At 39.4% G+C, this 21,190-nt stretch carries 20 protein-coding genes; 10 read left to right on the forward strand and 10 right to left on the reverse strand.

The genetic code is table 11. From position 1 onward, the window contains the following. The first annotated feature begins 1 nt into the window (after nt 1). From C502_RS0103895 to C502_RS0103920, 6 genes are all read left to right on the forward strand, one after another. Nucleotides 2–2,812, forward strand: coding sequence for a GacS-like sensor histidine kinase (locus tag C502_RS0103895; protein ID WP_018677553.1), 2,811 nt, complete (start codon nt 2–4; stop codon nt 2,810–2,812). 76 nt (nt 2,813–2,888) lie between these two features. Next, nucleotides 2,889–3,677 (forward strand): crotonase/enoyl-CoA hydratase family protein, encoded by a 789-nt coding sequence (locus C502_RS0103900; protein ID WP_018677554.1) that lies wholly within the window; start codon nt 2,889–2,891, stop codon nt 3,675–3,677. A 7-nt stretch (nt 3,678–3,684) separates the two neighbouring features. Further along, entirely contained in the window at nt 3,685–4,566 is an 882-nt protein-coding gene (locus tag C502_RS0103905; protein WP_369346759.1) for an NAD(P)-dependent oxidoreductase, read from the forward strand. Nucleotides 4,567–4,589: 23 nt separating this feature from the next. Beyond that, nucleotides 4,590–5,384, forward strand: a complete 795-nt coding sequence (locus C502_RS0103910; RefSeq protein WP_018677556.1) for a hydroxypyruvate isomerase family protein — start codon at nt 4,590–4,592, stop codon at nt 5,382–5,384. An 81-nt stretch (nt 5,385–5,465) separates the two neighbouring features. After that, complete coding sequence (gene rsfS / locus C502_RS0103915) at nt 5,466–5,864, forward strand: ribosome silencing factor (protein WP_018677557.1); 399 nt, start codon at nt 5,466–5,468, stop codon at nt 5,862–5,864. A 639-nt stretch (nt 5,865–6,503) separates the two neighbouring features. Then, nucleotides 6,504–7,325 carry an SDR family NAD(P)-dependent oxidoreductase gene (locus C502_RS0103920; protein WP_018677558.1) on the forward strand — a complete coding sequence of 274 codons (822 nt, stop codon included), beginning with the start codon at nt 6,504–6,506 and terminating at the stop codon, nt 7,323–7,325. A 63-nt stretch (nt 7,326–7,388) separates the two neighbouring features. On the opposite strand, the gene C502_RS0103925 is transcribed toward C502_RS0103920, so the two are convergent. The 4 genes from C502_RS0103925 to soxR all read right to left on the reverse strand — a co-directional run bounded on the left by C502_RS0103925 (nt 7,389) and on the right by soxR (nt 11,491). Then, entirely contained in the window at nt 7,389–8,843 is a 1,455-nt protein-coding gene (locus tag C502_RS0103925; protein ID WP_018677559.1) for an NAD(P)(+) transhydrogenase (Re/Si-specific) subunit beta, read from the reverse strand. Nucleotides 8,844–8,846: 3 nt separating this feature from the next. Further along, a complete protein-coding gene (locus C502_RS0103930) occupies nt 8,847–9,170 on the reverse strand; it encodes a proton-translocating transhydrogenase family protein (protein WP_004664154.1) in 324 nt (107 codons plus the stop codon). 11 nt (nt 9,171–9,181) lie between these two features. Next, nucleotides 9,182–10,309: a Re/Si-specific NAD(P)(+) transhydrogenase subunit alpha gene (locus C502_RS0103935; protein WP_018677560.1), complete on the reverse strand. Its 1,128-nt coding sequence runs from the start codon at nt 10,307–10,309 to the stop codon at nt 9,182–9,184. A gap of 705 nt (nt 10,310–11,014) precedes the next feature. After that, nucleotides 11,015–11,491 carry a redox-sensitive transcriptional activator SoxR gene (soxR, locus tag C502_RS0103940; protein ID WP_018677561.1) on the reverse strand — a complete coding sequence of 159 codons (477 nt, stop codon included), beginning with the start codon at nt 11,489–11,491 and terminating at the stop codon, nt 11,015–11,017. A 72-nt stretch (nt 11,492–11,563) separates the two neighbouring features. On the opposite strand from soxR, the gene C502_RS0103945 reads away from it, so the two are divergent. After that, nucleotides 11,564–11,983, forward strand: a complete 420-nt coding sequence (locus C502_RS0103945; RefSeq protein WP_023274526.1) for a Rid family hydrolase — start codon at nt 11,564–11,566, stop codon at nt 11,981–11,983. Between the two features lie 18 nt (nt 11,984–12,001). Beyond that, nucleotides 12,002–13,237, forward strand: coding sequence for an MFS transporter (locus C502_RS0103950; RefSeq protein WP_018677563.1), 1,236 nt, complete (start codon nt 12,002–12,004; stop codon nt 13,235–13,237). A 204-nt stretch (nt 13,238–13,441) separates the two neighbouring features. Here C502_RS0103950 and C502_RS0103955 read toward each other — a convergent pair whose 3' ends face one another. The 6 genes from C502_RS0103955 to C502_RS0103980 all read right to left on the reverse strand — a co-directional run bounded on the left by C502_RS0103955 (nt 13,442) and on the right by C502_RS0103980 (nt 18,719). Further along, nucleotides 13,442–15,706 carry a TonB-dependent siderophore receptor gene (locus C502_RS0103955; protein ID WP_026315734.1) on the reverse strand — a complete coding sequence of 755 codons (2,265 nt, stop codon included), beginning with the start codon at nt 15,704–15,706 and terminating at the stop codon, nt 13,442–13,444. A gap of 272 nt (nt 15,707–15,978) precedes the next feature. Further along, a complete protein-coding gene (locus tag C502_RS0103960) occupies nt 15,979–16,158 on the reverse strand; it encodes a zf-HC2 domain-containing protein (RefSeq protein WP_018677565.1) in 180 nt (59 codons plus the stop codon). Continuing rightward, nucleotides 16,152–16,772, reverse strand: a complete 621-nt coding sequence (locus C502_RS0103965; protein WP_018677566.1) for an RNA polymerase factor sigma-70 — start codon at nt 16,770–16,772, stop codon at nt 16,152–16,154. Before C502_RS0103965 ends, C502_RS0103960 begins: the two co-directional genes overlap by 7 nt. A 12-nt stretch (nt 16,773–16,784) precedes the next feature. Further along, a complete protein-coding gene (locus C502_RS0103970; RefSeq protein ID WP_023274527.1) occupies nt 16,785–17,528 on the reverse strand; it encodes an HvfC family RiPP maturation protein in 744 nt (247 codons plus the stop codon). Beyond that, nucleotides 17,467–18,342 (reverse strand): HvfB family MNIO-type RiPP peptide maturase, encoded by an 876-nt coding sequence (locus tag C502_RS0103975; protein WP_018677568.1) that lies wholly within the window; start codon nt 18,340–18,342, stop codon nt 17,467–17,469. Before C502_RS0103975 ends, C502_RS0103970 begins: the two co-directional genes overlap by 62 nt. 68 nt (nt 18,343–18,410) lie before the next feature. Then, the gene (locus tag C502_RS0103980) at nt 18,411–18,719 is read right to left on the reverse strand and encodes an HvfA family oxazolone/thioamide-modified RiPP metallophore (protein ID WP_018677569.1); all 309 of its coding nucleotides are present in this window, start codon (nt 18,717–18,719) and stop codon (nt 18,411–18,413) included. A 162-nt stretch (nt 18,720–18,881) separates the two neighbouring features. On the opposite strand from C502_RS0103980, the gene C502_RS0103985 reads away from it, so the two are divergent. Together C502_RS0103985 and C502_RS0103990 are read left to right on the forward strand one after the other, a co-directional pair. Further along, the gene (locus C502_RS0103985) at nt 18,882–19,514 is read left to right on the forward strand and encodes an HvfX family Cu-binding RiPP maturation protein (protein WP_018677570.1); all 633 of its coding nucleotides are present in this window, start codon (nt 18,882–18,884) and stop codon (nt 19,512–19,514) included. A gap of 176 nt (nt 19,515–19,690) precedes the next feature. After that, the gene (locus C502_RS0103990; protein ID WP_018677571.1) at nt 19,691–21,184 is read left to right on the forward strand and encodes a DUF4331 domain-containing protein; all 1,494 of its coding nucleotides are present in this window, start codon (nt 19,691–19,693) and stop codon (nt 21,182–21,184) included. Nucleotides 21,185–21,190 lie beyond the last annotated feature (6 nt).

Genomic DNA, 21,190 nt, shown 5'->3' on the forward strand with positions numbered 1-21,190 from the left:
TATGTCAAATTTCAATAAGACCCTCTCTAAACGCTTACGGCTCAATCATGCCTATGGACAATTGATTGCGCTTATTTTAGTGCCGATCGCCGTACTGACAGGTGTTGGAATTTTATGGGTTTTATCTGAAACCACCAGTGCAGCCAAACAACAACAGCATTCCGATGCTTCAGCGATCTTAGCTCGTTATCATCAAACAGCAGAAAAACTGCTCCAACTGGTGCAACAGCACCCAGATCAATATGATCGCGCTCAAAACATCATGCAAAAAATGTTTGATGAAAAAAACTTACAACGTGCGGTCATTATTGATAATCAAGGGCAAACATACCTCAGTATTGGCTATCAAAATAATCGTTTTTGGCCAACTTTTCCGAATAACAGTAATTTTTTTGGCCCGATTGCACACAACCATAACAGTATTTATGTTGAAAAATTAGCGAACAACAGTACAGGCTCTATTTGGTTAATGATTGAATTGGACAATCAACCATTAGAATTAGCTCGCTATAAAATTCTATTGGCACTGGTCGTCACTGGGCTGATCACCTTGTTACTTTTATTGCTCTGCTTAAACGTCTTTTCACGGATTTGGCTTGCACCACTCTATGAAATTCGGATGCAAATGCAACGACTCAATGCCGATACGCTTGATCAGCATATTGTAGTCAACAGTACAGGCGAGTTACGTTTACTCCAGCGTGATATTGCCAACGTAGTCAAACGCTTGCACTTTAGTTTTTTAGAATTAAAAGAACATACCGAACAAACTGAAGAAGATTTACGTCGTACCTTAGACACACTCGAAGTTCAGAACATTACCTATCGTCAAGCACGTGACCAAGCGATTTCATCAAATCAATCTAAGTCGGTCTTTTTAGCCAATATCAGCCATGAGCTAAGAACACCTCTCAACAGTATTGATGGTTTTATTCATTTATTGCTTCGTCAGCAGAACCTCAGCAATGAACAAAACCTATACCTCCAGACTATTCGTAAATCATCTGCTCACCTATTGGCACTGATTAATGATGTACTTGATTTCTCTAAAATTGATGCAGGTAAATTAGAGCTCGAAACTGCACCATTTGATTTGGAAGAAGCTATTTTTGATGTGATGGATATGCTTTCCCCTCTCGCGGCACAAAAGTATATAAATATGGCATTTTACTATGCCGAGAATATTCCACAGCATGTGATTGGTGATGCCTTACGCTTTAAACAAATTCTCACTAATTTGATTTCCAATGCCATCAAATTTACTCCAGATGGTGAAATCATTGTTCGTGTACGTATGGAAGATGATGAAATTGGACAATGTCTCTTACATTTCAGTGTACAAGATAGTGGTATTGGTCTCAGTGGTACTGACCGTAAAAAGTTATTTGAATCATTCTCTCAAGGTGATGCTTCCGTTACCCGTCAATTTGGCGGCACTGGACTAGGTCTCGCAATTTCGAAACAACTGGTTCATTTGATGCATGGTCAAATTGGTTTTGAAGACAACCAAGAACGTGCGCCCACTGAAAAAGGTTCAACTTTTTGGTTTACGGCTTCATTCAAAGTAGATGAACAAGATGAATTTGTTGAGCACCCACATTTCGATCATTTACAAGTGGTGTCTTACCTCGCTCACCCTGCGACGGCAAGCGTACTTCGTTCATATTTAGAAAATTATCGTGTTTCACATATTGAAACGCAGTCCATTTTGGACTTATTCAGTCGTTTAAATCATTTAAATCAACAAGAAAACACATGGCTTATTGTCGATCATAGTGGCGATACCGAAGCCTTACTCAAAGAAATTCGCCAACGTTATCAAGGAAATTTAGCCGTTTACGGTTATCAAATGAGCCTTGAACCAAACATGCTCAATGAATATCGTGCGCGTCCACTCTATCAACCATTGAGTCGCCGAGAACTGGTTCAACTGTTAGGAAATCAACCGATTTTTGAGCCAGAACCAGAAAACTTTAATGGTCAAGGATTACATATACTGGCTGTGGATGACCACCTACCGAATTTAATCGTACTTGAAGCATTGCTGGGCGAATTAAATGTCACGACTACAAAAGCGTTAAGTGGACAAAAAGCCATCGACATCATTCAAGCACGGATACAACAAAAATTACCACCATTTGATTTGGTCTTTATGGACATTCAAATGCCTGTGATGTCTGGAATCGACACAACCCGAGCGATTCGCTCCTTAGAGTCAACCCTAGATACAGGCATGCAGCTTCCGATTATTGCCTTAACTGCGCATGCACTGGCGGATGAAAAGCAAAAACTGCTTAAAGTTGGTATGAATGATTACGTGACCAAGCCGATCCAAATGGAACAAATCATTCAGATCTTAACGCATTGGACGAAAAACAATTTCTCGGCTCAACCTGCAAATACGGAACAAAAGCGTTCGACTGAAACCATTGATCCTCAAATTTTAAATTGGCAGCAAAGCATTCAATTAGCAGCCAACAAAGAAGATCTAGCACAAGATTTATTGGGTATGCTGGTGGATAGTTTTGATACTGAACTTACTGAAATGCAACAGCTCATTGAAATGGAAGACTTTCCTCAGCTTGAACATGTGCTGCACCGCCTTTATGGAGCTACACGTTATGTCGGCGTACCTAATTTGCAGCAAGTCTCTGGCGAATTTGAACAATTTGTCTCAACCTTGCGTAAGGAACGACGCAAAGCGGATGATGGGTTTATTCGAGAAACCAATCATCGTTTTAATGAATTGAATATTGCGATCGAACAGGTTCGTCAAGCAGCAAACTTAGTCTTACATTCGCACGATAGTTAATGTGACTGCCGTGTCATGTTTCGGGTGAAAGACTCATGCTATGCTGCCCCAATCAAACACAATAAGAGTAAGGCAAATGGCACTTTTACGCGTTGAAAAGAACAATGGAATCGCAATCGTTTCTTTAAACCGACCAGATAAACGCAATGCAATGAGCTTTGCTTTATTAAAAGAACTGGTTGCAACTGCCAAAAAAATTGAGAAAGATCGTTCGATTCGTTGTGTCATCCTCACAGGTGAAGCACAAGTGTTTAGTGCAGGCATCGACTTATCAGATTTGAATAATCCTAAAAATACGGCATTTGCAGCATGGGAACTGATTAAGCCAGGACAAAGCTTATTTCAAAAAGCTTTCTTAATTTGGCAAAATTTACCAATTCCAGTTATTGCAGCAATCGAAGGTTTTTGTTTTGGTGCAGGTATGCAACTTGCGCTAGCAGCAGACATTCGTATTGCAACACCAAACACTCAAATGTCAATTATGGAAAGCCGTTGGGGCTTAGTTCCCGATATGGGCTTGACTCGTTCATTAAAAGGACTCATCGGTGTTGATTTAGCCAAAGAATTGACACTGACTGCACGTATCTTTGATGCAGGATATGCCAAAGAAATTGGTCTGGTGACACACTTAGACAATGATCCTTTAGCCAAAGCCAATATGATTGCTCAAGAAATCTTACAACGCTCACCTGATGCGATTATGGCAGCGAAACGGGTGTTGGATGCAATGGAGCATCAACCAGAAAAGGCGTTACGTTTAGAAAAACTTTGGCAGCTTAAATTACTCTTGGGTAAAAACAGTAGCCTTGCACGTAAAAAAGACAAGAATCCAGACATTCAATTCTTGCCACGTCAATACAAATAATCATTCACTGAGTACATTTCACATGCATGTTAATCAACAAACACCAATCGCTTTCTTAGGCATGGGGTTAATGGGTACACGTATGGTAACCCGACTGCTTCAAGCAGGTTATGCTGTAGCCGTCTGGAATCGCACTCCCCATGCATGTGAAGCACTGATTCAACAAGGTGCAACCGCCTTAGAATTGGAAAAAATTAGCAATTACCCTGTCATTTTGACCTGTTTAGCCGATGATCAGGCTGTCCACAGTGTTTTTGCTCAGATTCAAGCATATTTAAAAACAGAGCAAATCATTGTTGATTTCTCTAGCTTGTCGGTAGCAGCCACACAACAACTGGCACAATTCGCTCAACAGCAACACGTCACTTGGATTGACTCGCCTGTTTCAGGTGGAACGATGGGGGCTGAGCAAGGCACATTAGTCATTTTTGCAGGCGGTGATGCGCAAACAATTGAAGCGCTTAAACCTATTTATGAGGTCTTATCACAACGTGTCACCCGTATGGGTGAAACAGGTACGGGACAAGCCACCAAGATTTGTAATCAATTGATTGTTGCAGCAAATAGTACACTGATTGCTGAAGCCGTTGCACTAGCAGACCAAGCTGGTGTAGATACCCGCTTACTTGCCCCTGCACTCGCAGGTGGCTTTGCAGACTCTAAACCCTTCCAAATTCTTGCTCCCCGTATGGCAACACACACTTTTGAGCCAGTACAATGGAAAGTGCAAACCTTATCAAAAGACCTTAATAATGCATTAAAACTTGCACAGAGTTTTGATTTAAAGATACCTGTTGCACAAAAAGCCTTACTACAGTTACAAGCTCACCAAGAAAATGGCTTTGCTGAGAATGATTTAGCGACTATCATTCAATATATAGAGCAATAATAATTGATTCAAGGAGATTGAATATGAGCCATCTTGCAGTCAATTTGTCGATGATTTTTACGGAAGTTCCTTTAATTGAACGTTTTGCTTTAGCTCATGCACATGGTTTCCAACATATTGAAATTCAGTTTCCATATGAATTAGATGTTATCGATATTCAAACTCAACTTGAACAATATGATCTTTCCCTTTGCCTCATTAATGTCCCTGCTGGAGATTTAATGCAAGGTGGTAATGGACTTGCGGGTATCCCAGGCAAAGAAATCGAATTTCATCATGCGCTCATGTTAGCCATCACCTATGCAAATGCACTCAATGTTCCTCGTGTCAATATTCTGGCAGGCAAACAACCCCTAGATGCTGATCTACTGCCTTGTCTAAATACCCTTGCAAGCAATCTAAAACTCGCTTGTCACATGCTGACCGAGCAAGGTATCGAGCCTGTTTTTGAAATGATTAATGGCACAGATATGCCACGCTTTCTCATTCAGAATATCGCTCAAGCACAGGAAATGCTTGAAGTGATTCATCATCCTGCTCTAAAAATGCAATATGACTGTTACCATATGGCAATGATGGGTGAAGAAGTTTTAGCAGGATTACAAGAGAATCTGCATCAAATTGGACATATTCAGTTTGCCGATTACCCAAACCGCCACGAACCTGACACAGGAAATGTCCCATTTAAGCAAATTTTTGATTGGTTACGTCAAAGTGACTATCAAGGTTATATTGGTGCAGAATACAGACCAAAAAATCAATCAGATCAATCTTTTGCATGGAAAGATAAATATTTTTCCAATGATGTCAATACATAAACTGTTACTGCTAAAATTTGAATTTTCTAGAGAAAAACGGTATATTTGACGATGAGTAATTGTCAGGAAAATATACCCTCTATGAATTTAGAACCATCGCCCAGCGCTTCTAATTCTCACGACCTAAAAATCAAAACAGCTAACAAAGATGTACATGCTTGCCTAAGAGTTGTACATGAAGCCCTTACTGATGTAAAAGCCAAAGATATTCTAGAACTTGATGTGAGTTCTATTAGCAATGTTGCCGATGCGATTGTGATTGCAAGCGGCACATCGACTCGCCATGTCAAAGCGCTTGCTGATAATGTTGCTGATGAAGCACGTAAAGCAGGCTTTCGACCAATTGGTGTCGAGGGTGAACGAGACGCTGAATGGATCTTAATTGACCTAGGTTTCGTTGTTGTACACGTTATGTTACCTACTGCTCGTAAGTTCTATGACTTAGAAAGCTTATGGCGTGCGCCCGAATCTGTAGCTTAAAGCTCTCAAAAAAAGCGACCGAATAGGTCGCTTTTTTAATTTCTTAGATTTTCATTTACAGATCTAATCTTCTTTTTAAATCTCGATTTTTATTGTGTAATTGCACCGTTTCGCTCTGCTCGAATAAGTTTAAGCATTGTTTCGGAAATCTCTTTCCTCATTGTTTCTACTATACCCTTGATCATCTGATCAAACAGCTTTTGTCGTACCTCACTTATAATTTTTTACCTTCGATTTTTTATATCAGAAGCTCGCATCAAAGAGAAAACTAGCAAATGAGATTGTGAAAAATATTTTTTAGATTCCCTAATACTTTAAAATGATTTCAATATCTCAATAGAATATGACTACTTTGAGCATCTCATTAGAATAAAAACCACTTATCACAACGACCGTCATGCCATCTAAGAATAGGCTTATTAATTTTTCGAATCACTATAAAGATTCCAACAAAAATACTTATGACTTTGACTAGCATCTAATCTAGAGGCATATGGAAAAATACAGTTCTCCCTTGAATGCATTATCAAATACCAATCATCTACCACCTTTAAATTTGACATGACAAATTGTCAAAATTGCAGCACTATACAGATTCTTGAAATCTCACTAAGAAATAGCATAACTGGAGTACAGGAAGTGAAAATACTGATCACAGGTGCCAATACAGGCATTGGTTTTGCCACGGCAGAGCAGCTAGTTAAACAAGGGCAACACGTGATTCTGGCGTGCCGAAATCCGCAAAAAGCACAAGACGCACAAAACAAATTACGTGCACTTAATCAAGGACAAGTTGATCTTATCTCCCTCGACCTCAACAGCCTTGAACTCACCCAAAAAGCAGCTGATGAAATTGCAGATCGTTATGGCAATCTAGATGTGTTGATCAACAATGCAGGCTTATTTGCCAAAACAAAACAACTCACTACTGATGGTTTTGAGCAACAGTTTGGTGTCAACTATTTAGGTCATTTTCTACTGACTCAAAAACTACTTCCTGTTTTACAAAAAGCGCCTAAGGCTCGTATTGTACATCTTGCCTCTATTGCACATTGGGCAGGCTCAATCAAACCCAATAAATTCCGTGCAGAAGGTTTTTATAATCCGCTATTTTATTATGGACAATCTAAACTCGCGAATTTACTGCTCAGCAATGCATTGGCAGAACAGCTGGCGGATAGCTCTATTACCAATAATGCGCTACACCCAGGGGGCGTCGCTTCAGATATTTATCGCGATCTACCAAAACCTGTCTACGCTGCCATGAAATTAGGTTTAGTACCCACTTCCGTCCCTGCAAAGTTGATTACACAAATGGCAACTGGAGATGAATGGTCAAAGCGCAATGGTGAATATGTCAGTGCGCACATGCCAGACTGGAAATCACCTCATGCTAAAAATCAGCAACTTGCCCGTGATCTTTATGCACAGTCTATGGATCTGGTAGAAAAATATCTTTAACTAAATAGACACCAATAAAAAAAGCCACCCAAGGGTGGCTTCTTCAATCCTAATGGGGTCAGCTTAGTGACCACCACCATTGATTGCTTTAGTCATATCTTCAACAACTTTCTTGGCATCACCGAAGATCATCATTGTTTTTTCATTGTAGAACAAATCGTTGTCTAAGCCAGCATAACCTGTTGCCATAGAACGCTTGATCACCATGATGGTACGTGCTTTGTGTGCTTCAAGAATCGGCATACCATAGATTGGTGATGTCGGATCGTCTTTCGCCGCAGGGTTAACCACGTCGTTTGCACCAATTACCAGTACGACATCCGTTGCAGGGAAGTCTGAGTTGATCTCATCCATCTCTAAGATGTCTTCATAAGCAACATCTGCTTCTGCAAGTAATACGTTCATGTGACCAGGCATACGACCTGCAACTGGGTGAATCGCGAAGCGAACTTTTACGCCCTGCTCTTTCAAGATTTCACACAATTCTTTAACCGCATTCTGTGCACGACCTTGCGCCATACCATAACCCGGTACAATCACAACGCTGTCCGCATTTGACATCAAGAAACCTGCGTCATCTGCTGAACCAGAACGGTGGTTACGTTGAACTTGTTCACCTTTATTTGCTGAAGCAACTGCTGTACCGCCCATCGCACCACCAAACAATACGTTGATGATCGAACGGTTCATTGCCTTACACATGATGTAAGAAAGAATCGCACCAGAAGAACCTACAAGTGAACCTGCAACGATCAACATATTGTTTTCAAGTGTGAAACCAATACCTGCTGCAGCCCAACCAGAGAATGAGTTCAAAAGTGACACCACTACAGGCATATCACCGCCACCAACAGGTGCAATCCATACCCAACCAAGAACTAAAGCAAGTGCAGTCATTGCCCAGAACGCAGTCATATTACCTGTGGTAAAGAACGTGAAACCACATGCAAGCATTGCAATAAAGATCGTTGCTTGAACTGGTTTAACCCATGCGCCAGAGATTGTTTTCGCCCATTTCTTTGCAGCCAATTTACCGTAAGCGAATACAGAAGCTGTAAATGTGATTGCACCAACGAAACAACCCACAAACAATTCAAATAAATGAACTGAACTCATATGCGCATGTTGAACACCAGCCGCAGTTAAAGCAGCTTCGTTTTGTTCAAATAACACAGTAAGTTGGTTATTATGTAGAATCGCAGCAATTGCAATCAGTACCGCAGCCAAACCTACCAAAGAGTGCATTAAAGCAACAGTTTCAGGCATTTGAGTCATTGGTACTGTTTTCGCACGAGCGATACCAACAACTGCACCCAGTACCATCGCACCACCAATCATCCAAATGACTGGATGTTCAGCAACAAAGAACGTTGTCACTACAGCAATTGCCATAGCAATCATACCGTAACGGTTACCAGAAATTGCCGTCTTAGGACCTGACAAACCACGTAACGTTAAGATAAAAAGGACGGCACCAATGAGGTAGAACCAATCCGCATAGTCTCGAATAAATTCCATCGATTAGCCCTCTTTTTTCTTTTGCTTCGGTTTGAACATTTCAAGCATACGAGCCGTTACAGCAAAGCCACCAAAAATATTGATACTTGCCAAGAACACAGCAACAGCACCAAGGATACTGACAACGTTTACGCTTTGAAATGCAACATTGGCATCGACACCAATCGCTGGCATACCAACTGTTTGGATCATTGCTCCAACCACAATAATTGAAGACAACGCATTCGTTACCGCCATAAGTGGTGTATGTAACGCAGGCGTTACACCCCAAACCACGTAATAACCTACGAAGATGGCAAGGACGAAAATTGTAATCGTTTCAACCATGAGAACTCTCCTTAACCGCGCTTGAGCAGTACTTGACCGCCATGAGTCACGAGTAACGCTTTTTGGATTTCTTCTTCTGGATTAATCGCAAAAGCTTTGTCTTTGTCGAATAATGTTTCAAGGAAGTTAAAAACGTTACGTGCATACAATGCAGATGCTTCAGTTGCAACTGTGCCTGGAATATTTGGGATACCCAAAATTTTCACGCCATTTTCAGTTGTCACTGTTTCGCCTTCTTTAGAACCTTCAACGTTACCGCCAGTTTCAACCGCCATATCTAAAATGACAGAACCTGGTTTCATTTTGGCAACGGTTTCAGCTTTGATCAGACGTGGTGCATTACGACCAGGGATCAATGCTGTCGTAATGACGATGTCAGCATTTGATACAGCTTTATCTACAATCGCAGCTTGGTCTTTAATATATTGCTCACCAGGCTGCCAGCCATAACCGCTTTTCGCAGCTTCAGCAGCACGTTGTTTTTCTTCATCTGACATTGGAACGTCTAACCATTTACCACCTAAAGACTCAACTTGTTCTTTAGCAGTTGGACGTAAGTCAGTTGCTTCTACAACTGCACCCAAACGTTTTGCAGTTGCAATCGCTTGAAGACCAGCAACACCAACCCCCATAATCACAATACGTGCAGGTTTTACTGTACCCGCAGCTGTCATTAACATTGGGAACATACGTTGATATTCAGCCGCAGCTAACAATACAGACTTATAACCTGCCAAGTTTGCTTGAGACGAAAGTACATCCATATTTTGTGCACGTGAAAGTGTACGTGGAAGTAACTCAAGCGCAAAAGCAGACACTTGCTGAGTAGCAAACTGGTCTAATTCTGTATTGCGGTAAGGGTCAAACATTGCCACTACAGTCGTATTCGCCGCAAGTTTTTGAATTTCGTCACCACTTGGGGCACGTACTTTCAAAATAATTTGGCTGCCTGTATAAGCATCATCTGTAATGGTTGCGCCAACTTGTTCATAAGCACTGTCAATATAGGCTGCTTTAACACCAGCGCCACGTTGAATGACAATACGATGACCTGCGTTAATCAACTTCTTCACTGTTTCTGGTGTTGCCGCTACACGACTTTCACCTGCAACAGTTTCGGTTGGGATTCCGATCTGCATGAGCGTTCCTCAAGCTAGTTTTTCTTAAGTAAACATCGCGAGTAGCAATGTTTCCCCCAGGAGTATTCTTTGTTGAATTTTGGATTCTAATGGAACTTTTTTAAAATTCCACCCACTATTTATTTAATAAATACCTATATTTTGAACTAATGATTCAGATTTATATTTAGACCTTGTATGATCAGCATGTTTGTCTGCTCATACAGTAAAATATTTAACGCATACACGTCCCATCTGAAAATTTGAACATATTTCATATCAATCTGTTCATTCCAATCTCTATTGACTACCACAATCCACAAAAATGAGACTTAATCAATAAAATTAGGTTTATGCTTCAGTCCTAGTCGATCGCAACAGTTGCGTTATATTGATGAATATCGTGACTGTATTTCCACCAATCAACCGATTGAATCGGCATCATAATCGTGCAATTCACTTGAAGGATTGGCTTGTTTTAACTTTTATCAGTTTTTACGGCGACTTTTTGCTCATTTATTTTTAAATACAACTTTAGCAATCATGAAACGAAATTGATTTGCTTCAATCAAAGATCATTAAGGTTTAGACCTAGAAAAGATGATTATCAAAAATAAATGTAAAAATTTAAATTGGCATTTTTTCAAGTGATATTCGTGTGATTCCACCCAATTACGCACCACAATACGCACAAAAATAGTGCAAATTGAGAACTTATTGAAAAAATCACTCATTTTTTTGATTTAATAAAAATAAAATTTCCTGAAAATGTGCCCCCATAGCCTTCTCAGCTAGACAATCCTCAGGATTCCGCAAAGGACATTGCTCTAAAGATAAGCATCCACAACCAATACATTGATCCAATTGTTGCCGTAACTGCAATAACATCATAATTTGCTGATCAAGCTGCCCCTGCCATTTCTGAGACATGATCTGCCAATCTTTTTTAGTCGCCACTTGCTGTTTTGGTAAAGTGCTCAAGGTCTCTTTGATTTGTTTCAGGCTAATGCCTACTTGTTGGGCGGCTTTAATAATCGCGATTCGCCGAAGCATCGCTCTTTGGTATCTCCGTTGATTACCAGCGGTTCTCGTACTCCAAATGAGATCTTTTTCTTCATAAAACCGAATAGTCGCAACACTGACCCCACTACGTTTTGCAAGTTCTCCAATCGTAAGCCAAACTTCCGAATATTCTTGTTTCAAAATTCACTTGACCTCTAGTTAACTTGAGCTTTGATACTAGCACATCTCAAATCTCATGAAAGAAGTGCAGTAATGAACAAAATGAGTGCGCAAGCCTTTCAAATCATCAATCCACACGAACTCTATAATCCTCACTCTAACGGATATAGCCATATCGCTGTTGTACCACCGAATATGCGAGTGATTCATATCGCAGGACAAGGAGGAGAAAATAAAAATGGTGAAATTTCACCTTTTTTTGACCAACAGGTACAACAAGTCTTTTATAATATTCAACAAGCTTTAGCCTCAGCTCAAGCACAGCTTTCAGATATTGCTGTTTTACGCATTCTTATTGTTCATCATCATCCTGAAAAACATCAGATTCTGATTAGACACATACAAAACCTATGGAAAGATCACGTTTTTCCTGTCTGTACACTCATTCCTGTCACAGGCTTAGCATTATCAGACATGCAAATTGAAATTGAAGCGACCGCATATACTGCATAGATCAGATAAGAGAGAATTATGTCAGCCCCTCAACAAAATATTAGTCAAAATAAAGCCTTACTTTGGTTTATGGCGGCAGCATGCGGTTTATGCGCAGGTGCGAACTATTATAGCCAACCACTCATTCATTCTATTCAGCAGTTTTTTGCGGTAACGGAAGGTCAAGCTGCGCTTACCGTTACTTTTGCTCAAGTTTCTTATGCACTCGGCTTACTGTTTATTGTGCCCTTAGGCGATGTCGTCAATAAAACCAAATTTATTCCTTTATTAATGGCTTTATGTGCAGTCGGCTTATTCCTGTGTGCTTTTTCAGTGAATTTACCAATGCTCTGGGTTGGAACCATTCTGGTTGGGTTATTTTCTGTTGCTGCTCAGGTCTTGATTCCCCTCGCAACCATGACTGTTGAACCTGAAAAAACTGGTGAAATTGTCGGCTTTCTCATGAGTGGTTTATTGGTGGGCATCTTACTTTCGACCAGTCTTGCAGGACTATTTTCTAATTTATTCCACTGGAAAGTCATTTATGTCATTAGTGGCGTCCTAATGCTGATTTTAGCGTATGCACTAAAAAGCCGCCTACCTTATGTCATGCGCATGAAAATGAATTATGGGCAAATTTTTGTTTCTATGGCTGAGCTATTAAAACAAGAAAAACGTTTATTATTACGTGCATTGACTGGTGGTTTCGCCTTTGCTGCGGTCAGTATTCTATATTCTACAATTGCACTACTGTTGACAGCTGCACATCACCTACCAGACCTCGTGATCGGAATGGTCAGTTTAGTGGGCATCTTTGGGGCATTATCAACACAATATATTGGCCGATATGCCGATCAAGGTTATACAAAACAATTGACTTGGATGGGCTGTGGCTTATTCATCCTCAGTTGGATTTGTTTTTATTATGGTCAAACATTTTTATTTAGTTATATCTTCGGATTTGCACTCATCCAATTAGCACTAGCGCTCGTTCATACCAGTAATCAAAGTATTATTTTCCGTTTACGTCCTGATGCAAAATCTCGTATTAATGCCATTTATATGACCGCTTATTTTACAGGAGGTGCATGTGGTTCAGCACTTGGGATTTTTTCATGGAATCACGGCGGATGGACGATGACTTGCCTCGCTGGAATTAGCCTTGTGTTTGCCTGCATCTTTTTTAGTGTATTAGATAATTTTTTGATCAAAAAAAAAATGAAGTCGTGCCCCACTAAATATTCAATTAAAAATCATGAAACTGAGTCAAAATAACCGATCATTCTTTCAATTAAATAGCTTGGAATTACTCATAAGTATCAAATGATTGGTTCGAGCACAGCTTATAAGCAAGTATAGAACCAAACATCTCTATATAAATCTAAATTGTAGAAAAGCAATTTTCGATTTTTGCATCAAAAACAGTATTTTGATCACTGTTTCTGATGCAAGTGCATTTAAGCACGCCCAAACATTAACTTAAAATTTTGCACGTAACGATAAAGTTACATTACGTGGTTCACCCCAATAAACACCATTATAAAATCCAACCTGTTGATAATATTTTTCATCAAATAGGTTATTCACTTGTAAGTTTGCGCTAAATGACTCATTAAAGGTATATCCCATATTTGCACTTGCTAAAAAATAAGAATCTTGTCGAACATAACCATCTGAATTCTTAGGTGCGCTTGTGGACTTACTATTTACTTCACTTTGCCAATTAACACCAAATCCGAAGTTTAGTTTATTTGCCCCATCCCACAATTGTTCAGGTAATTTGAAACTTGTGTAAACTTTAACTAAGTTTTGCGGAAGAGTAGTTGAAGCTTTAACGAGCTCTGAACTTATACTATTTACATAAGTATAACCAGCTGTGATATTCCAAGTTGGAGTGATACGTCCAATTGCTTCAATCTCAAATCCCTCAATTTTAAGACCTTCACCAGATGCAATCATCGGATCTCCACCATCATCGGTCTTTAGACCTGCTTTTATTGCATCGTCATCTTTTATGGCAACATTTTCTTTTTTGGACCAAAATGCAGCAGCTGTTGCTAATAACTGATCATCAAGCAAACTTGCTTTTATACCAGCTTCATAACTTTTACCTGTTTCAGGATCTAAAAAACTATTATTTCGATCTTTATTACTACTCGGATTAAATATATCGGTATAGCTTGCATACGCAGTAAAGACCTTATTGATGTCATAAGTAGCACCAAAATAAGGAGTGAAAGCATCTGTTTTTACATCGCTCTTCGTCCCATTAGTCGCTTTATAATCACTATAACGACCGCCCACGATTAGTTTTAAATCATCAGTAACATTAAGCTTTAACGTACTATAAATACCATAGTTACGTTGCTCTGCATCTTTGGTTGATGGGCTAACTATATAGTTAGGTTTAATCGTGGCATTACCATCCCATGTCCGCCAATCATTGATCACACAGGTATCTCCAAGATTATTGGAAGGCACCGTTACACCATTGACTTTTTTAGTACAGGTGAGTTGATTACTTGCAATACCATCAATCACTCCCGTAGGGCTATCGGTAGAGCGACTAAAACCATTTCCACCAATCACAAGCTCATGTTCACGATTAAATAATTGGAAAGGACCACTTGCATAGAGCTCTAAACTGGTTTTCTTTGACTCTGAAGTTGGATAACTGGTTGACCAAACCCCAACCCCAGTTCCATCATTCTGATTTGGAAAACCTGAACCGCCATATGACATTAACCAAAAACTTTTCGATAATGAATACGATCCTGCTGCTTTAATAATCCAATCATTGTCAAGTTTATAGGTTAAGTCTGCAAATGCAGTTTTATCACTTTGACTGATAGTGTTCCAACGGTTTGCTAAACTAAAATTACGAGGTAAATTTGCAAGCGAACCATCTTGATTCCAGTAAGGTACAGTACCCCACGTTGAACCTCTAGGCTGATTATCTTGGTATTGAAAACCAATACTTCCTGTCAGTTTGTCAGTGATATCAGCTTCAACCATTGCCATTGCTGCTAATGTTTCAAGTGAGTAGTAATCCATATAAGAATCACCCTCTCGACGGGCTGCCATGACACGACTTCTGACACGTCCATCCGCAGTGAGCGGAATCGAAATATCTGCTTCATTTCGAATCGTGTCCCAACGGCTAAAAGACGTTGCAACTGAACCAGATAACTCTTTTGCTGGACGCTTTCGGATCATATTAATTGTTGCTGAAGGATTTCCAGTTGCTCCTGTTAAGCCTGTTGCCCCTTTTACAACTTCAATTCGATCAAAGAAAAAACTGTCGACTCGCGGACTATTGTCACCAATTGGCATACCGTCAATTTGACGACTTGTAATCCCATAGCCTCTGGCTGAATAATTTGAGCGTTCGCTATCATTTTTAGTTACGGTCACGCCTGGCGTCGCCGCAAGTACATCATCAATAATATTTAAATTACGTTGTTCGATTTGTTCTCGAGTAATCACACTGACCGATTGTGGAGTCTCTTTCAAGGAGAGCTTTAGTTTAGATGATGTTCTAGATGATTTAGCCTGATAGCTTTCACTTCCTTCAGTTTTCCCATCTTCAGCATCGGCTGTAATTGTAATCGTTGGGAGTACAGAGGACTTGCTTACTTCATGCAGATTTTCCTCTTGTGCAAAGGCACTATGTGAGATTGCCCCATAAATAAAAATCGATTTTATGGCAATATTTAAAACAGTTTGTGTACGCTGAATTTTCATAACATGACATTGCATAAATAAGAATCATTATTATTATCAATTACAGTACAAAAATAAATGAATAAATTACAATTTCTTAATATTTATATTATTTATTTTTAAAAATTTATGGATATTCTCTTGGATATATAGAGAAGAAAGTGCTATTCATGAGTACAGTAGCACTTTAAAGACAATAAATAAAAACATTAATTTTCAATAGCTTAAAATAATTTTAATTTACATCTTATAATTTTGACAGAGAAGTCAAAGCTTCTCCAATATTCTAAACATCAATCATCATATTTTATAAATGTTTTAGAAAGCTGACTAAGTGTTTTAATCTGTTTTCCATAACGACGACATGAGCGACAAACCAACAAATGCAGCTGTAGATTGCTCTGCTCTCTCAATACGAGCTGTCTATCTTGTTTTTCAGAAAGTAATTGTGTTGCTTGTCGGCAAGTTAACATGAACAATCTTCCTTAAGTAGCCATTTATTTTCCAAACATTCTCGTAATCGTGTTCGACTTCGATACATCAATACATTCAAATGAGAAACCGTGAGTTCTAGCTTTTCACAAATCTCATCAGAACTTAATTCAATCATTTCTCGTAGCATAAAGACTTGTGCATATTTAGCAGGCAAGTGGTTTAAACAGGCATCAAAAATATTCCAGAAATCTTGCTGCTCCATCATTTCTTCGGGGCTTTGCCATGCTTGGGGTGCTTCATATTTATGCCAATGTCCAGAAGCATCAAATAATTCATCAATACTTAACTCACTTTCCGCATCCTTAAACAATTCACTCATACACACCAAACGAGATTTTTGCCGAATCAGATCGATAATCTTATTTTTTAAAATCGCAAATACCCACGTTTTAAAGGCTGCTTTCCCTGTAAATGAATCAAGATGTTGAAACGCACTCACTAAAGCTTCCTGAACCACATCTTCTGCTTGCTGAAATGAAGAAAGTTGTAACACCGCAAATTTCACCATCTGTTGTCTCAAATCCATCAAAAACACAGGATTTTGAAGCTGATGAAAGATCTCATCATTATCATTCAATGGAGCTTGCGACATTGCCATTCCTTATTATGGTAATTCAAGGTTATTTAATAATCGCAACTGGGTTAATAACATTATTAACTCATCGAGCTGCACACGTGTTTCCTGTTCAGATAAATCAGGAACGACCGATTGTATTAAGTCATAAAGCTCTATTTCTGAGTACGGTTTAAAACTGAGTTGCTCAATCAACATGGCAAATAAAGGCGATAAACTTTCTATACAGACTTTATCCTGATCATCCCTCCAAACCATAATAGCACTTGGTGTTGGTTCAATTTGGGCAAATGTGGTCGCAGTTGTCCAACGATAAACGGGATATCGATAAACTAATACCCAAACTTTCCGTGTTAGCTGCCATGTTGTACTTTGTATCAATCTAATCTCTTCGATTTCCACCGTATCTAAATACAACTCAAGCCATTCAAATTGCAATAGCTCTTCTAACCAAGGATATTCTTGTAAAATAGGATGCTGATGATCTGCTAAATATTCTCTAAATTGCAGAGAAATATCATTATATAAAGGTGACTGACATTTTGCTTTTTGGAAAAACGCTTGCAATAACGATTGCCACTGAGCTTCGGGTAAAATAGAACGAGCCACTGGATAAACCAAATTTATAAATGAGCAAACATTATTGAAGAGCAAATCTCGATAGATCTGCATTCGTTCAAGAGGAAATGTTGGTATTTGCTCTATATCTGGCTCACGAATCCAACGACAAAACTGCTGCTGAGTCATTTGGAACGTGCTTTTCTTTACCGTCATAACCTCGCTCCTGCTGTTGAATTTTTCTGATAGTGGCAAGTTCATATTCTAACTGTTGCCATGATGGAATATTAAAATCCCTTTCAAGCAAAGTCGGCTTTACTCCGCAAACTTGATACGTGTATTGTAATAATTCCCAAACAGGATCACAGATTTCTGCTCCGTGGGTATCTATCAACAAGTTTTCACTTATTTGTTCATGACCCGCGATATGTAAATAACGAATCCGCTCTTTAGGCATAGCTTGAATAAATGCATATCCATCACTCCCATGATTCATACTATTCACATAGACATTATTTACATCGAGAAGTAATTCACAGTCTGCCTGTTCAATCACTTCTCGTACAAATTCAGCTTCCGTCATTTCTGCGTTTGGCATCAGATAAGTTGAAACATTCTCAATCACCAATCGCTGCCCTAAAATATCTTGAACACGCAAAATACGCTCAGCCACGTATTTGACAGCCGCTTCGGTCATTGGAATCGGAAGCAAATCATATAAGTAACCACCATCATGGGTATAACTTAAATGTTCTGAATAAATGGGAACTTGATATTGCTGTAAGAATATTTTGACCTGTTTGATAAATTCAATATTGAGTGGATGAGGACCACCAATAGACAAGGAAAGTCCATGGCATAATAAAGGGGCTTTCTCAACACATTGTGCCAATAACTTCGCATGTCGACCACCAAAGCCCATCCAGTTTTCGGGAGCAATCTCAATAAAATCAGGATGAGTTTCTGCTCTTAAAAACGTATCGATAAAGTCACGCCTTAAGCCTAGACCAACTCCAGCCAGTGGAACCATGTTGCTCTTCCTTATTGAAATGATGTCGACAAGTTAAGCTTGATCGACATCATTCATTACGATATTGATTACTTGGCGCCACATTTCCCATCAGCGACTTTTTTGTCTGCTCCACATTTTGCATCAGTCGCTTTTTTTGCTGCTCCACATTTACCCTCTGCTGCTTTTTTCTCAGCACCGCATTTTGCTTCTGCAGACTTCTGTTGTTTCTTAGCCTTATTTGCACCACACTTGGCTTCACCACATTTGCCATCTGTTGCTTTGGTGGCATGCGCTTCAGTTGTTGTTGTCGTAGCTGCAGCAGACACCTGTGTTGCACTCACTACAGATAGAGCCAATAATGCTGCAACTGATGTCATTGAGTTTAACTTATTCATTTTTCTATTCCTTTTAAGGTCATTTCGAGATTTGTACTGAGGTACATATTGTTAGACGGACTAAATCACGATTTATTACAGTTCAAATAAAAAAAATTTATGTAAGAAACTGGACATTCACCCGACTAATAACTATTCAATAGCAACTCGCGTGAAATTATCATGAAGAAGATCATTTATTCCTTCGCACAACATTATCAAAAAATATGTACAGCAATAAAACATTTCGATGGAATTGCTGCACTTGCGCTCAGACTCTTTTTAGTCCCTATATTCTGGATGGCTGGCACAAATAAGCTGATGCATTTTCAAGATACCGTAGCGTGGTTTGGCAATAGTGATTGGGGATTAGGCTTACCATTCCCAACCCTCATGGCTGCATTAGCAACATCAACTGAACTCGTTGGCGCAGTTTTATTAGGGTTGGGTCTAATGACACGTCTGATCAGTATTCCACTCATCATAACGATGGTCGTTGCGATTGTAACGGTACACCTTCCCAATGGTTGGCAAGCAATTGCTGATCCAAATGCACCATTTGCAAATGCACAAGTCCTCGCTTCGGCTGAAAAATTAGAAAAAGCACGTGAAATTTTAGAAAATTATGGAAACTATGATTGGCTGACCTCAAGCGGATCATTTGTGATTCTAAATAATGGAATTGAATTTGCAGTGACCTATTTGGTGATGCTGTTGGCTTTGATTGTCTTGGGTGGTGGACGCTATACCAGTCTGGATTATTGGGTGAGCTATTATTTAGATAAAAAGTATACCAACATACGATTTCATCAATAATTCAAAAATAGCTTCAGAACATAATATGTCGATGCCATCACAAAAAATTCACTTCCCAATCAGTATAAATAGTACTGTCTTATATTGATCTCTCTTCACTGCAGAAAACGATAAGACTAATAAAAATTAACCAAAAGAATCAAAACCTGAGACCATCATGGTCAAGGAGATACAAAATGGACTCTCGTCTACTTATTGCAATCATGCTAAGTAGTTTTAGTGTAACAACATTTGCTTCAAGCCATCGCGAAGCTCCCTCAATCACTAAAATGCCCAAGGTGGATGCTACTGATTTTTATATGTTTAAAAGTTATGAATCTAGCCGCAGTAATTTTGTAACGCTACTTGCTAACTATCAACCTCTACAAGATGCTTATGGCGGTCCCAATTACTTTTCTCTAGATCCCAAAGCACTTTATGAAATCCACATCGATAATAATGGTGATGCGCAAGAAGATATTACCTTCCAGTTTAAATTTAATCAGGAGTTAAAAGACCTACAAGTACCCGTTGGCGGAAAAAATATTTCTGTTCCTTTGTCCAACATCGGTAAAATCACAAACGATAGTAGTTCAGCACAAAATACAGCTGAAACATTTACAGTTACCATGATTAAAGGTGATCGACGTAAAGGTGAGAGAAGTGTTCTAGGTACGTTTAAAAAACCCTTCGATAATGTTGGCAACAAATCTATTCCCAACTATCAATCATATGCTGATAGTTTTGTCCAAAATGTGAATTTTGGCAGTTGTGGCATTGGTAAAGTTTTTGTGGGCCAGCGCCAAGATCCTTTCGCAGTCAATCTCGGTGAAGTATTTGATCTAGTGAATATTAAAATCCCTGCTACTCAACTTGCACCATCTGGAGTAAATGCTGAAGATCAAGGCTTAAATACAATTGCAGACAAAAATGTCACTACAATTGCTTTGGAAGTTCCCCAATCCTGTTTAGTGTCTACAAATGAAAATGTCATTGGTGGCTGGACAACAGCTAGCTTACCCCAAGCCACCTTACTCAATCCTAATCCTGACAGCAATTTAAACAGCGCCACGAAAGTAGGAGGTGCTTGGACTCAAGTTTCACGTTTAGGTATGCCACTCGTTAATGAAGTCGTGATTGGTTTAAAAGATAAAGATAAATTCAATGCGAGCAAACCCCTAAATGATGGGCAATTTGCAGACTACGTCACCAACCCTGCCCTACCAACTCTCATCGAAGTTTTATTTAAAGATGCCACAGGTGGAGCCGTTGTTGCACCAACAAACTTTCCACGCACTGATTTAGTTAATGCTTTTCTGTTAGGTATTCCAGGATTGAATCAACCCAAAAGTGTCAAAGCATCTGAAATGCTCCGCTTAAATACGGCAATTGCTCCAGCAGCCAAAGACAAACAAAACCGTTTAGGTGTGATTGGTGGAGATACTGCTGGCTTTCCGAATGGACGTCGTCCCGGTGATGATGTCGTTGATATCGAACTCCGCGTTGCAATGGGCTTACTGTGTACGATTGATGGTGTAAATACTGCGGTTGGCTGTAAAGCGAGTGATGCGAAAGCAGGAGGAATAGGCTTTACTGATGGAGCTCTACAATCACCTCAACAATTCGGTACTGCTTTCCCATACTTAAACACTCCAGTAGCAGGCTCTCCATCTAATACAGCTAGCAAATAATTAGGA

The organism is Acinetobacter tjernbergiae DSM 14971 = CIP 107465 (genome assembly GCF_000374425.1).
GTDB lineage: Bacteria > Pseudomonadota > Gammaproteobacteria > Pseudomonadales > Moraxellaceae > Acinetobacter > Acinetobacter tjernbergiae.